This window comes from Frankia sp. CgMI4, assembly GCF_001756285.1.
Taxonomy (GTDB): domain Bacteria; phylum Actinomycetota; class Actinomycetes; order Frankiales; family Frankiaceae; genus Frankia; species Frankia casuarinae.
In genome coordinates, this window is record NZ_MAQZ01000044.1 from 1 (window position 1) to 13,710 (window position 13,710).

Genomic DNA, 13,710 nt, shown 5'->3' on the forward strand with positions numbered 1-13,710 from the left:
GGGTCGGCATCGGGCCATTGGGGCAAGGGGCTCAACGGCGGAAATTCCATACCATGATGCTACGACGTTTTAAACACCTATACGATCGCGTTCGCGGGTCTGCTGCTCTTCGGCGGCCGGGCGGCGGATCTGTTCGGTCGCCGCCGGGTGTTCGTGGCCGGGCTGGCGCTGTTCACCCTGGCGAGCCTCGGCGGTGGTTTTGCGCGGACCGAGGCGCAGCTCATCGTCGCCCGGGCCGTGCAGGGGCTGGGYGGGGCCGTGCTCGCCCCGGCGACGCTGACCCTGTTGATGACCTCCTTCGCCGAGGGGCGGGAGCGGACCCGGGCGTTGGGCGCGTGGGGCGCCACCGCGGCCAGCGGCGGGGCGCTTGGCGCGATCGTCGGCGGTGCGCTGACCGAGGTCGCGAACTGGCGGTGGGTGCTGTTCGTCAACGTGCCGATCGGCGTGGCGCTCCTCGTGGCCGCCCGGCTCGTGCTCGTCGAGTCGCGGGGCCAACTGAGCCGGCTGCGTGATCTCGACATTCCCGGCACGGTGACCGTTACCGGGGGTCTGGTGCTGTCGGTCTACGTCATCGTCCGCACCGAGAGTTCCTCCTGGACGTCCCCGGTCACACTCGGGATGCTGGCCGGGGCGGTAGTGCTTCTTGCCGCGTTCGTGGCCGTCGAGGTCACGACCCCCGCCCCGCTGGTGCCGCTGAGCGTCTTCCGCTACCCCGGGCTCGCCGCGGCGAACTCGGTCGCAGCCTTCCTCGGCGCCGCTATGTTCACGATCTTCTTTTTCCTTACCCTCTTCCTCCAGCAGGTTCAGGGTTACAGCCCGCTGCGCGCCGGGGTGGCCATGCTCCCGATGCCGCTCATGATCATCGTTGCCTCGCGGATTGTCACCCGGATGATCGGGCGGCTCGGTCCGCGGCCGATCATCGTGTTCGGTCTCGTGAGCGGAACGGCGGGTCTGCTCTGGATGTCGACGATCACCCGGGACGGCTCGTACTGGGTGCACGTGTTCGGCCCGGTCCTGATCGTCGGGCTGGGGGTGGGGTCTATCATGGTCGCGATGGTCGCTGCGGCCACGGCGGGCGTGCCGATGCGCCTGGCGGGCCTCGCGTCGGGTCTGATCAACACCAGCCGCCAGATCGGCGCGGCGATCGGCCTCGCCGCGGTGTCGACGATCGCGACCAGGCATACCGACGGCCGCCTCAGGCACGGGGCCGCGCGGCTTGACGCGCTGGCCTCCGGCTACTCCCTCGGGCTGTTCATCGGCGGCTGCGTCCTCGCGGTCGGGATCCTGGCCGCGCTGCTGCTGCCCCGTGTCCGGYGGCCCGAGCCGGAGCCGCCCCTCGGCGCGACGGAGAAGACCGCGTCCGGGGCCTCGGATGACGAGGACCAGGCACTCGCGGAGATCTGATCCATTTCTATCAGCCGTGCGGACATCAGATCGCGGATCCGCGCAGCAGCCCGACGAGCTCACTGCCCGCGCGTAGCTCCCCGTCCGGGCCGAAGACCTCGACGCGACCGATCGCCCGGCCGTGGCCCGCGTGCAGGGTACGCACCCGGAACAGATGCCAGTCCCGGACGTCCAGGTCGTCGTAGAAGGTCACATTCTGCGATAGGACAGCGACTGCCAGGCGCTTGGTGGGGGTCAGGCCGGTGACGGCCAGCAGGTCGGACAGCGGCAGCAACTCGCAGCTGTGCGCGATGAACGCCCTCCACAGGGACCGGTCCTCCGGCGCCTCGGGGATGCGCTGCCATTGGTCCAGCTGATGGGTGTCCGCTCGGGGAAGCACCCGAACTTCCCAGGGCATCATCGGACGGTCAAGGGGGCTGGCGTGCTGCGGGCCGAGGAAGTCGGACTCGGTGGAGCGCAGGCGCAGGAAGTCCGGCTCCGGGGAACGGAGCATCACGTCCGCCCGGCAGATCTGCAACGAGTCCTGCCGGAAGGTCAGGGCCAGGGAGTCGATCGACCGCCCGTGGGCCAGCCGCTCGACGTCGATCCAGACCGGTTGGCGGCAGTCGCCGGGGCGCATGAACACCGTTTGCAGGCTGTGCGTGATCTTGTTGGGGGTCATGCGCTCGGCGAGAACGATCTGCTGGCCGAGCAGCTGCGCCCCGAGGACGCCGCCGTGTGTGCTGGGCAGGCATCGGGCCGGCACCGGCGGAACATCCCCGCCGAGGTCGAGAACTGCCAGTAGTTCACTCAGAGTGCACTGGCCGGGCGCCGGCACCGCATCGACCTGATCCTGCGTGCTTGCCCGTTGCTTGGGGGCCTCGCCGGCTCGTGCGTCCGTTGTCTCCGCGGATTGTGTACCCACAGCGCACCCTTCCCGTGGACGCTCGCCAGGTGCGGATGCCGCGGACGCCCGCGCTGGACGCCCGCGCTGGACGTCCAGGTCGGGGGACCGCGACCGGTCGCTGCACTCTCTGGCGAACTGCCACACGTGGATCATGACTCCGCCCGGCGCGGAGCCTCGCGGCAAATATCGACCTGTTCGCCGCTGACCGCTGGCCGCAGTGGCGCACGCCACGTTCCATCGAGCCCATATGACCGATAAAAGGTGCTCCTTATCGGTCTGCTCGCCGATTTCGGACTGTTCCCGATCTCAGACTGCTCTGGAATCTGCTTCGAATCCCCCGTAGGGACGGGTGATGATCTCCATGCCGTGACCGGCCGGGTCCAGGAAGTACAACCCGCGTCCGCCGTCATTATGATTGATCTCGCCCGGGTGCTTGCGCTGCGGATCCGCATAGTAGGTGATCCMGGCCCGTTGGATCCGCTCGAACGCCGCGTCGAACTCCTCCTCGGAGATCAGGAACGCGTAGTGCTGCGCAGTGATCGACCCAACCGGGGCGGTGGCGAAGTCCAAGGTGACACCGTTTGCGGTGACGACTGGGATGAACGGCCCCCACGCGGCGCCGACCTCGAGATCCAGGAYATCCGCCAGAAACTCGGCCGATTCCCGGTTATTCCGGGCATGCACAATAGTATGATTCAGTTCGACTGGCATATGGAACTTCTCCGTAAGTCGCTTGGTCTGTAAGGCGCTTTGTTCGCGAGTCGCTCTGTCRGCATCTCCATGGCCTCGTGGTCCTCGGTGGAGATGCCGGGAATGCCCGGATTCGGAATGTCGTAGTCCGCGAAGACGACGGGGAGCCGGCCCACCACCTGGTTATCCCATCCGGTCCTCGCCGTCTACCCGATCCTCGTGCTGCCGGCGGCGCTCGTGGGGCGGGTCACGCTCATCCGGATCAAGCACCCGTCCCCGGACGAGGGAATCGACGTGCAGCGTCACCGCGTCCCGGGTGACGTCGAGCGGAGCGACGACGAACCGACCGATCGGCAGGTAGACGCCGTCGGGTCGGGAGTCCYAGCTGTGCAGCCCCACCCACCAGCGGTCCCGCGCGTCGGTGAAGGCATGGGCCCCGCTCGGTCCGAAGCCGACCTTTCCCCCGGTCAGCATCGGTTCGCCCGCCGGCAGGCAGGGCCCGAGCGGCCCTTTGCACGACGCGGTCGCCACCACCTGCCGTCCACCGAGCGACGACGCGGCCGAATAGAGCAGATGGTGACGCCCGCGGGCTGAGATCATCGATGGTGCCGAGATCCGCCCCTGCTGCCAGGACAGGCTCGGGCGGAGCATGACGGCGGGTTCGCCGGTGAGCACGAGTCCGTCGGACCGCAGCCGCGCCGCCCACAGGGTGGGCGGCGCGCCGTGGTTCCGGTCCGAGCCRCCGCCCGCACCGGGGCTTGCCCAGGCCAGGTAGGCGCGTCCGGCTTCGTCAACGAAGGGACTCGGATCCGAGCTGCCGCCGTCCGCGGTCTGGCAGATGAAGGGCGCGAGGGAGGTGTCGACGAACGGACCGTCGGCGGAGTCGGCGGTCGCCGCGGAGATACAGCGGACGCCGAGGCCACGCACGGCCGTCGCGTAGTACATGAYGAACCCGTGGCCGAAGGCGCCGACGGCAGCCGGGCCGAGGCCGCCCGCGGGGTCGGCCCAGGGCGGCAGGGCGCGCAGCGCGGCCGGCTCGATCGTCCAGCTCCGGCGGTCCCGGCTGGAGAGCACGTCAACGGTGCCGGGGGAGTCCGGGTCCACACCGAAGGCATAGGTTGTCCGGTTGCGGGTGATCAGGGACGGGGCTGAGAACTCGATCCCGGGGACGAGGACGGCCCGGGAACCCGGGCCCGGACCGGACCTGGCAAGGTACAACCCGCCTAGGACGATGATGATGACGACCACGGCGGGCTGGCGCCGGACGAAGTCGATCAGACCCTGAGCGAGCCCGGCGCCCTTCTCTCCGGCCATCCCGCCACCATCCTCAGGGCAAGTATCTGAGTAAGCATCTAATGGCAGAGTGTATTCGCGGTCAGCTCGACCTCACCGGACGCGGGTCGGTGCCGGTTCGGTCGGTGCCGGTTCCACCTGCGCCGGCTCGGCGGACAGCTTGTGCAGCAGAGCGGCACTGCGGGCGTTCACCCCGACCAGGTTCACCTGCGTGCCGCGTTCGCGGTACTTCGCGCGCACGTCGTCGAGGGCGGTGACCGCCGCCGAGTCGAGAAGGTGGGCCTCCGAGAGGTCGATGACCACCCGTTCGGGGTCGCACGCGTAGTCGAAGGCGTTCACCAGATCACTGGTCGATGCGAAGAACAGCGTGCCCTGGACGACGTAGATCCTCTCCCGGCCCTCCGGGTCGAGCACGCTGGTCACCAGCGCCAGGTTCGCGGCCCGGCGGGTGAACAGCAACGCGGCCAGCATGACGCCCACCCCGACGCCGTAGGCGAGGTTGTGGGTGGGCACCACGACGGCGACGGTCGCCACCATGACCGCGGTCTCGCCGCGGGGCATCCGGCGCAGCGTCGAGGGCTGGATGCTGCGCCACTCGAAGGTCATGACCGACACCAGGATCATCACCGCGACCAGCGCCGACATCGGGATGACCCGCACGAGGTCGCGCAGCGGGACGACCAGCATGAGCAGGAAACCGCCGGCGGCGAAGGTCGACAGCCGGCCCCGCCCGCCCGAGTTGACGTTCACCATCGTCTGGCCGATCATGGCGCAGCCGCCCATCCCGCCGAAGAACCCGTTGACGATGTTGGCGACACCCAGGCCCCAGGATTCGCGGTTCGGGTCATGCGTGGTGTCGGTCAACCGGTCCACGATCTGCGCGGTCAGCAGCGTCTCCACCAAGCCGACGGCGGTGAGCGCCACCACGTACGGGGCGATGATCCGCAGTGTCTCCCAGGTCAGCGGCACGTCGGGCACACCGGGGACGGGCAGTGAGCTCGGCAGCCGGCCCTCGTCGCCGACGGTAGGGACGGAGATGTCGAAACCGGCGGTGACGAGGGTGAGGACCGCCACCGCCACGAGCGGCGGCGGGACCGCTCTGGTCAGGCGGGGGAGAGCCAGCAGGATAGCGAGGCCCGCGGCGACGAGGGCGTAGACCTGCCACGACTTGCCGATCACGTGCGGCATCTGCGCGGTGAAGATGAGGATGGCCAGCGCGTTGACGAAGCCGATCATCGCGCTCTGCGGGACGAACCGCATCAACCGTGCCACCCCGAGCCGGCCGAGCACAAACATCAGCAGGCCCACCCCGATGGTCGTCGCCAGCAGGTAGTTCAGGCCGTGATCGCGGACCAGGGGGGCGGCGACGAGGGCCATGGAGCCTGCCGCCGCCGAGATCATCGCCGGGCGTCCGCCGGTGAACGCGATGACCACCGAGATGGTGAACGACGCGAACAGACCGACCTTCGGATCGACCCCCGCCACCACGGAGAAGGAGATCGTCTCCGGGATCAGCGCGAGCGCGGTCACCAGGCCGGCGAGCAGTTCCACCCGGATGTGACGAACTCCCGGCCAGCGGCCGGTGCGGCGGCGGGAGTACCAGGGGCCGCTGGGGGCCGTCCGGCGAACGGAGCCCCCGGCGTCGGCGGCCTCTCGGGCGGTTACATCAGGCACGGCGGCGGCCTCCCCTGCCCTGCGACGAGGGGGCTGCCTTCCCCGAGTCCGGTTAGTCCCACCCGACTATACAAAGCCGGTTTCGTCGTGACAGTAGGTGGGTTCGCCGGTCAGGCCCGAGGCGCGCCGAGGCGTACCAGATCGCGCTGCATCTGGTCGATCTCCATTGACTGGGCGAGCACCATCGCCCTGGCCATCGCCCGTACCCGGTCCTCACCGGCGTGCATCGCCGCGTACTGGGCCATGGCCAGCCCCCCCTGATGGTGGTGCACCATCAGGGTAAGGAAGAGGACGTCGAGGTCATGGCCCCGGATCGAGGCCAGCCGTTGCAGTTCGGCGGGGGTCGCCATGCCCGGCATGCGCGCGGTGTCCCGCGGGTCGCTGGACGCGTCCTGCGCCGCACCCCCGGCCAGGCCCGGCAGGTCCATGCCGGGCATGGCGGCGCCAGGCCCGGCATGACCGTCATGCCCGCCCGAGGCGCCGTTGACGGTGCGGGAGTCCCGCATCCACCGCATCGGTGTCCCGGAGGTGGACTGGGGCCGCCCCCATCCGGACAGCCATGAGGACATGATGCCGATCTCGCGTTGCTGGGTCAGCGCGATGTCCTGGGCCACGCTGCGGGTGTCCTGGTCACCGCCGTGACTGAACTCGATCATGGCCATCTGCACGGCCTGGGCGTGATGCTCGGACATGTCCCGGGCGARGCCGACATCGACCGACCCCTCGTCCGGTGACCGGCTGGCGAGGTTGCCCAGCGCCGCGCCGGCCGCCAGCAGGCCGGCCAGCACGGCGAGCACCATCGGCGTCCACCACAGCCGGCTTCGGGCCCAGCGGCGCCGCGGCCGCGCGTCACTCCCGCGCGCCGCATCGCCATCGCTGGCCGGCGGGTCGTTGCCGGCTGGCCGGTTGTCGTCCGTCGTCGTCATGATCCCCTCGGCTGGGCGGGTGGGTTGCCCGGGCAGGTGGTCAAACGTGCAGGTGGGAGTTGAAGACGAACGTCCGCTTGCCCACCTGCACGCGGGTGCCGGGGATCAGGGGAGCCGGCTGGTGCGGGCTCAGCGGCGTCCACACGGTCGCCTCCGGCGGGGCGATGTAGGTGCCGTTCGCCGAACCCTGGTCGGTGATGACCGCGTCCCAACCGTTGAGGGTGATGACGGCATGCACCCKGGAGACGGCGCTCTCACCGTCCTCGACCGGCAGCGCCCGTGCCTTCCCGGCCCGGACCGCATCGTCGCGGTCCGGCTGGCGGCCGATCACCAGGTCCATGTCGACGTTCATGGTCTGGCCGTCGTCGAAGACGAGGACGCCGACGGGCGGCCGGGGACCCCAGACCGTGCGGGTGTTCTGCTGGGCGAGCGACAGGCCGCACTCGGAGCAGTACGGCGCCTGCGGGTGGTTGAAGTGGCCGTTGGCGCACAGCACACCCTCGACCTGAGGCTCGCCGCTGCTCGGCAGCATCGTCGGTGCCTCGTCGTCCTCGATGAGGTCGGAGACGGTGAAGCTCTGGCCCGGGAGCTGGGTCAGGGCGTCGTGCTCGTCGTCGGTGAGGTCGTCGCCCAGACCGTCGGAGAGGCCCTCGCGGTGGCCGACGGGCCCGGCGTGGCCGTGCCTGCCACCCAGATCGCTCCCGGCACGCGGGACCGAGTCACGCTGGGCCAGCTCGGTGGGCGGATCTTCGTCGAGCTCGTCGAGCTCGTCGAGGTCGGCCGCCTGCGTCGGTTCGGCGGCGGCGCGGCGTCGATGGGCCTCCTCCTCCTTGCTGAGCAGGGGGGCGAGCGCCGGCGGGGTGGTCGGCATCGGATCGGGGGCGCGGGTTCCCGGCGTGGGGATGGGCGCGGCGCCGGTCATCGGCTCCCGGACCGGATCGAATCCGGCGAGCAGCTGCTCGGCGGAGGCCTTCGGCGCGGGCAGCGACGGCGTGTCGCTGAGCAGCAGACTCACCCCGATCCCGGGCACGGCCCCGATGCRCAGGTCAAGCGGGAAACCGAGATCGCCGAGCCCGCCGGGGAAACCCGTCGGCCCGACCAGGCCGGTGGGGCCGACGTCGATCCGGCTGATCTCGGTGGGCAGTAGCCGGTCGACCCACGTGGCCGAGTCGACGCCGGAGAGCGTCACTCCGCAGCTGCCCGTCGCGACGACGTCCATCGCCCCGTGGACCAGCGCGGCGACCCGGTCATTGACCGTGGTCAGCAGGCTGAAGTCGGGCACCCGATCCGGATCGGCATCGGCCAGCAGCCCCGCGACCCGACGCACCAGCCGGCGACCCATGGTCGACGCGGTGGCGCCCACCTCGGCAGCGACCTCGGCGCACAGCGCCAGCAGCCTGGTGGTCGTCTCGGCCGTCTCCGCCCGGCCGGCACAGGCGACGATGAGTGCGCCGGGCAGCCGGACGACCACTCCCGTCCGATCTCCGCGCCCGGATTCCACGACCACCCGGAAACGGTCCAGTCCCGCCATGACCTCGCCCCTCGTATCCCGCACCCCGGAGGATCCCGACCTTGAAGGATCCCGCATTCCGAACATCGGTGCCGATCTTCAGGCTATCGGCTCCGGTGCGTGTCCTCGCCGCCTATCCTGCCGTGCCGCGCCGGCACCGGAAACCGCCTGTGGTCACCGCGCACCTGTGGTCACCGCGTACCTGTGGTCACCGCGCACCTGTCCTCGGGTCGGTCACCCCAGCGCGCGGTCGAGATGGATCGCGGCACTGATCAGGGCGAGGTGGGTGAACGCCTGCGGGAAGTTGCCGAGCGCTTCCCCGGAGGAACCGATCTCCTCGGCGTAGAGCCCCACATGGTTGGCGTAGGTGAGCATCTTCTCGAAGACCATCCGGGCCTCGGCGACCCGACCGGCCCGGGTCAGTGCCTCCACGTACCAGAACGAGCACAGGTTGAAGGTGCCCTCGTCACCCGTGAGGCCGTCGCTGCCGTCCGCGGCGTACCGGCGCACCAGACTGTCGCTGACCAGGTCCCCGCTGAACCGTTCCAGGGTCGACAGGAACCGGGGGTCGGTGGGGCCGGAGAACTTCACCAGCGGCATGCACAGCAGGGATGCGTCCATCCGTGGTGAGCCGGGGAACTCCATGTAGGCGCCGCGGGCGGGGTTCCACGCCTCGTTCTGGACGAACCGGTAGGYCCGCCCGGCGTAGTCCTTCCATTCGTTCGTCGGCCCGGGYAGGCCGCGCTGGCGCGAGATCCGGCAGGCCCGTTCGAAGGCGACCCAGGTCATCACGGCCGAGTAGGTGAAGCGCTGGCGCCCACCCCGGGTCTCCCAGATGYCCTCGTCCGGTTCGTCCCAGTGCCTGGCCAGCCAGTCGAGCTGGCGGCCCAGCGCCTCCCAGAGCTGGAAGGAGATCGGGACCTGCTTGTTGTACAGGTACACCGAGTCCATCAGCTCGCCGTAGATGTCGAGCTGGAGCTGCGTGGCGGCGGCGTTGCCGATGCGCACCGGCTTCGAGCCGCGATAGCCGGACAGCTGGTCGAGGACCAGCTCGTCCAGGTCGGCGTTGCCGTCCACGCTGTAGAGCACGTAGAGCCCGCAGTGCTTGGGTGCCTCGTGACATCGCTGTTCGAGCCAGTCCATGAACGCCGCGGTCTCGTCGGTGAATCCGAGCGCCATCAGCGCGTACACCGTGAAGGCCGCGTCGCGGATCCAGGTGTAGCGGTAGTCCCAGTTGCGCACGCCGCCGAGCTCCTCGGGTAGCGAGGTGGTCGGCGCGGCCACCAGCGCCCCGGTGGGCCGGTAGACGAGCAGTTTGAGGACGAGAGCGCTGCGTAGCACCATCTCCCGCCACCGGCCGTGATAGCGCCCGCGCCGGATCCAGGCCTGCMAGTAGTTCAGCGTCCGGGTGAACAACGTCTCCGCCTCGCCGATGATCAATGGGCGGATGGTCGAGTTCCATTCGAGCACGATGTCGGCACRCTCGCCCATCGCCAGCTCGAACTCGGCGACCACGGCCGTGGCCTCGACGCGCAGCGGCAGGGCCRTGCGCAGCACAAGGGTGCCGGCGGTCGACTCGAACACCGCGCCCGAACCAGGCACCAGGGTGACGGTGTGCGGGGCCCGGCCGTAGTCGAACCGGGGGTCGCAGCGCAGCCGGAACGTGGCGGTTCCACGCACCGCTCGGGCCTGGCGGACCACGACGTGCGGTGTCTCGGTGACGTCGCTGTCCACCGGGACCATGAAGTCGATGACCTCACCGACCGCGCGGGGGGCGAGGAAACGGGTCATCAGGATGTTCGAGTCGGGGAGGTAGAGCTGCCTGGCCCGGGAGTCCGGACAGTGGATACGGAACRATCCGCCACGGTCGGCGTCCAGCAGACTCGCGAAAACCGACGGCGCGTCGAAGCGCTGCGGGCAGTACCAGTCGATCGTGCCGTCCGTGGCGACCAGGGCCACGGTACGCAGGTCGCCGATGACCGCGTGCTCTTCGATGGGCGGATAGTCGGTGTCGGGCATTCGTGGGCTCCGCGAAGCGTGACCGGCCGAGGTCGGCCGTGGGGGTTGCGGACAGGGGGGAGGATGGACCGTGTCGCCGCGGCCCRCTAGGAGCCGCCCGCGTCCTCCGACCGCCGCCGGTCGCCACGCGATTCGGTGGCAACCAGGCGAAGGTAACCCGTGGCGGAGTCCACGGGACCATCACCGGGCATAAGCCACAGTGGCCGCGGCGAGCCGGTGAACGTGCGATGCCGGCGGTGGTTCGCGGCCACATCGGTGGCTACCAGGATCGTTGGCACCGGTTCACCGGTGCGAAACGGTGGTTCCCGGCGCGGGTGTGCGGGTGTTGCGGATGCGCCCTGGWGGGGTCTCGGCGCTCGGGCCCTCACAGTGGCCACCTACGATCACGCCATGGCCGCCCACCCGCCGATCGCCGAGGACGGTCGTGCCGCGTTGGTGATGTTCGCCCGGGGTGACCGGGTCTTCCCCGTTGACGACCTCGGTGGCGGGGTCTGGTCGCGGCGCGGCACGGTACTCGCCGTCCACCCGGCCGGCCGTCGCGAACCGGCCGGGAACGCCGACCCCGTGCGGGTCGAGTCGGCCCGCGGCGTGACCCCCGTCACGGCCCGAGCGACTGTGCTGTGGGACGACGGCACCGCGGAGGTGATGGCGGAGGACCAGCTGTGCCTCGTCTACGACCAGGAGGCACCCGTCGGTATCCGGGTCGTCACGCTGCCGATGGTCGAGCCGGTGGACGTGGTGCAGCACGGTGGCCACGTCGTGCTGGTCCTGCGCGACGGTCTACTGACACCCGCCGACGTGGAGATCCTGCGCGGCAAGCTGCGCTMGGTGCGTGCGGCGCTGRCCTCCACGCGGCCGGATCCGTCGTCCGTCGCCGAGCTGCGCCGCCGGGATCTCGACCTGCTGCGGGCTCTGATCGCCCAGCTGACCGGGGGATAGCCCGACACCGGGGGGACAAGCCCGGCTCGGTGCCGGATGGCTCAGGACGTCGAGTAGGGACCGGGGCGCACCCCGGGGCCGTAGGCGTTGCCGTTCATGCCGGCTCGCGGCTGCTCGGTCATCGCCTGGCTGACCTTCGACGCGATCGCCTCCGTGAGCCGGATCGCCTGGGTCAGCGACAGGTTCAGCACGATCTCGCTGTCATCGGTCATCGCGAAGCGTACCGACACATCCGCCATGGTGGTTCCTCCCAGTCTCGGCCCGCCCGACACCCGTCTCCGGTGGTTGGAGGTCGGAGGRAGGCCCGTTTGGGCGCTCACTGCCGCACGGCCTCGGGGCATGGTGACCACCCCACCCTCTCGGATCGACTTCTCGAGCTGTACGCGACCCCCCCGTTCAAGGGCCAGGGCGGTGCTGCTAGTGGCATCCTGGTCCGACTCTTCGTGACCGTCCAACTTCGATAACCCCTGTCGCCGCGGCTGTCGCCGTTCCAGCTTGCCGATTCGTAATGGTTGCATCGCCTACGGTGGTGATGCCACGAATGGGGTGCGGAGCCGTGAGTCGGATCACGTTGAGGCGACGCCGTGGGGCCTCGTCGGGGGTCCACGGGTCGGCGCTGTGGGCCTGGTGTGGTGTCCTGTCAGATCCAGCCCGGGAACCACATCCGGGCGCGCCACGAGGAGTAGGGGATCACCTCGGCGGCCAGGATCGGGTAGAAGTACGCGAAGAGCAGCACGACGATGATCGTGTAGACCCCGACCGACAGCGCCCCGACCAGGCGGCGGGTCTCCGACGCCTCGCGCGGGCCGAGGACGAGCCCGGCCAGCGCCGTGATGGCGAGGACCAGGAACGGCAGCGACGGCAGCGCGTAGAAGAAGAACATCGTGCGGTTCGGGAACAGCAGCCACGGCACGAAGGCCGAGCCGAACCCGACCAGCACCAGGGCCGCCCGCCAGTCCCGCCGGGAGACCCACCAGGCGAGCATCGCGACCAGTGCCGCCGTGCCGACCCACCAGATCGCCGGGTTGCCCAGGGCGATGACCTCCCGGGAGCAGCCGGCCGGATCGTGGCAGCCCGAGGTCCCGTACGCCGGCGAGGAGTAGTAGTACGCGACCGGCCGCGCCATCACCAGCCAGCTCATCGGATGCGACGCGAAGGCGTGCCCCTCGTGGAGTCCCTCGTGGAACTTCAGCACCGCCATCTGGTACTTCCACCAGCCGTGCCACGCGGCGCCGAAACCGTTGCCGTAGTAGTGGCGGTAGTAGCCGCCGTCGGTGACGAACCAGCCGGTCCAGGTGGCGAGGAAGGTCACGATGGGGACGAGTACGAACGCGGCGAACCAGGCCGGGCTGTCCCGGCGCAGTGCTCCCAGCACGGGTCGGCGGGCTCCGCCGGTGCGCCGTGCTCCGATGTCCCACGCGAGGGCGAGCGCCGCGAAGCCGATGATCGTGTAGAGGGCGCTCCACTTCACCCCCATGGACAGTCCCAGGGCCGCTCCGCAGGCCAGCCGCCAGGGGCGGAACCCCAGCCGCGGCCCGTACATGTCGAGGAGGCGGTCGGCCCGGGTGGGCGGAGCCGTCGTGGTCGGGCCGCCGTCCGGGCCGGCGTCCGTACCGCCGTCCGGGCCGGCGGCCTCGTCCCCCAGGGGTGCTGAGCCGGGGCTGGAACCAACCGGTTCCAGCCGGTCGGCGAGCCGGCGGCGGCCGTCGTCCCGGTCGAGCAGCAGACAGGCCAGCGCTACGACGACGCCGGTCATCAGGAAGATGTCGAGGATCCCGATGCGGCTCTGCACGAACTCCAGCCCGTCGAGGGCGAGGAGCAGACCGGCGAAGCAGCCCAGGAGCGTGGAGCGGAACATCCGTCGGGCGGCGCGGGCGAGGACCAGGACGGCGAGCGTCCCGAACAGCGCGGACGAGAACCGCCAGCCGAGCTCCGGACTGCCGTGCGGGACCCCGGCACAGTCGGTATAGCCGAACAGGCCCTCGGAGGCGRCCATCAGCCATTTGCCGAACGGCGGATGGACGACGTAGGCCGGACCGGAACAGGTCGTCGAGTTGATCTCATACCCGGCCGTCAGCAGGCCCCAGGCGTCCTTGGTGTAGTAGACCTCGTCGAAGTAGATCCCGCGGGGCTCCGTGAGGTGCCAAAAACGCAGCAGCCCGGCGACGATCGCGACGGACAGGGTCGCCAGCCACCCCATGAGCGGCGACCGCGGCATCGGTGGACACAGCCGCTCACGCACCGAGAGCGCCCGACCGCCGGCCGGGCCGGCGGAACCCGGGCCGGTCACCCGCGCCGCGTCCCCGCGACCGGTCGCCGTCCAGGGCAGGTGAGCCGTCGTCGCCGTCACACCGATCAGGGTAGGTCCT

The 13,710-nt window shown here is 70.3% G+C and carries 11 protein-coding genes; 2 read left to right on the top strand and 9 right to left on the bottom strand.

What is annotated here, in order from left to right:
- The first annotated feature begins 84 nt into the window (after positions 1 to 84).
- Positions 85 to 1,404, top strand: a complete 1,320-nt coding sequence (locus Manayef4_RS03955; RefSeq protein WP_349257422.1) for an MFS transporter — start codon at positions 85 to 87, stop codon at positions 1,402 to 1,404.
- A gap of 25 nt (positions 1,405 to 1,429) precedes the next feature.
- Here Manayef4_RS03955 and Manayef4_RS03960 read toward each other — a convergent pair whose 3' ends face one another.
- The 7 genes from Manayef4_RS03960 to Manayef4_RS03990 all read right to left on the bottom strand — a co-directional run bounded on the left by Manayef4_RS03960 (position 1,430) and on the right by Manayef4_RS03990 (position 10,402).
- Positions 1,430 to 2,308, bottom strand: a complete 879-nt coding sequence (locus tag Manayef4_RS03960) for an acyl-CoA thioesterase domain-containing protein (protein WP_235462826.1) — start codon at positions 2,306 to 2,308, stop codon at positions 1,430 to 1,432.
- 288 nt (positions 2,309 to 2,596) lie between these two features.
- Positions 2,597 to 3,001, bottom strand: a complete 405-nt coding sequence (locus Manayef4_RS03965) for a VOC family protein (RefSeq protein ID WP_070130655.1) — start codon at positions 2,999 to 3,001, stop codon at positions 2,597 to 2,599.
- A gap of 162 nt (positions 3,002 to 3,163) precedes the next feature.
- Positions 3,164 to 4,294: a family 43 glycosylhydrolase gene (locus tag Manayef4_RS03970; protein WP_070130656.1), complete on the bottom strand. Its 1,131-nt coding sequence runs from the start codon at positions 4,292 to 4,294 to the stop codon at positions 3,164 to 3,166.
- Positions 4,295 to 4,366: 72 nt separating this feature from the next.
- On the bottom strand, positions 4,367 to 5,824 hold the full coding sequence (locus Manayef4_RS03975; RefSeq protein WP_235462833.1) for a SulP family inorganic anion transporter: 1,458 nt from the start codon (positions 5,822 to 5,824) through the stop codon (positions 4,367 to 4,369).
- A gap of 233 nt (positions 5,825 to 6,057) precedes the next feature.
- A complete protein-coding gene (locus tag Manayef4_RS03980; RefSeq protein ID WP_070130657.1) occupies positions 6,058 to 6,873 on the bottom strand; it encodes a DUF305 domain-containing protein in 816 nt (271 codons plus the stop codon).
- A 40-nt stretch (positions 6,874 to 6,913) separates the two neighbouring features.
- On the bottom strand, positions 6,914 to 8,404 hold the full coding sequence (locus tag Manayef4_RS03985) for an FHA domain-containing protein (protein WP_070130658.1): 1,491 nt from the start codon (positions 8,402 to 8,404) through the stop codon (positions 6,914 to 6,916).
- Positions 8,405 to 8,617: 213 nt separating this feature from the next.
- The gene (locus Manayef4_RS03990) at positions 8,618 to 10,402 is read right to left on the bottom strand and encodes a glycoside hydrolase family 15 protein (RefSeq protein ID WP_070130659.1); all 1,785 of its coding nucleotides are present in this window, start codon (positions 10,400 to 10,402) and stop codon (positions 8,618 to 8,620) included.
- Positions 10,403 to 10,792: 390 nt separating this feature from the next.
- Here Manayef4_RS03990 and Manayef4_RS03995 point away from each other — a divergent pair, with 390 nt between their 5' ends.
- The gene (locus Manayef4_RS03995) at positions 10,793 to 11,341 is read left to right on the top strand and encodes a hypothetical protein (protein ID WP_175443310.1); all 549 of its coding nucleotides are present in this window, start codon (positions 10,793 to 10,795) and stop codon (positions 11,339 to 11,341) included.
- 41 nt (positions 11,342 to 11,382) lie between these two features.
- On the opposite strand, the gene Manayef4_RS04000 is transcribed toward Manayef4_RS03995, so the two are convergent.
- Together Manayef4_RS04000 and Manayef4_RS04005 are read right to left on the bottom strand one after the other, a co-directional pair.
- Complete coding sequence (locus tag Manayef4_RS04000) at positions 11,383 to 11,580, bottom strand: hypothetical protein (RefSeq protein ID WP_006541195.1); 198 nt, start codon at positions 11,578 to 11,580, stop codon at positions 11,383 to 11,385.
- 401 nt (positions 11,581 to 11,981) lie between these two features.
- On the bottom strand, positions 11,982 to 13,691 hold the full coding sequence (locus Manayef4_RS04005) for a phospholipid carrier-dependent glycosyltransferase (protein WP_070130661.1): 1,710 nt from the start codon (positions 13,689 to 13,691) through the stop codon (positions 11,982 to 11,984).
- Positions 13,692 to 13,710: the final 19 nt, after the last annotated feature.

Coding starts and splice junctions, on each gene's coding strand:
- Manayef4_RS04000 (WP_006541195.1), bottom strand. CDS start 11,580: ATGGCGGATGTGTCGGTACGCTTCGCGATGACCGATGACAGCGAGATC.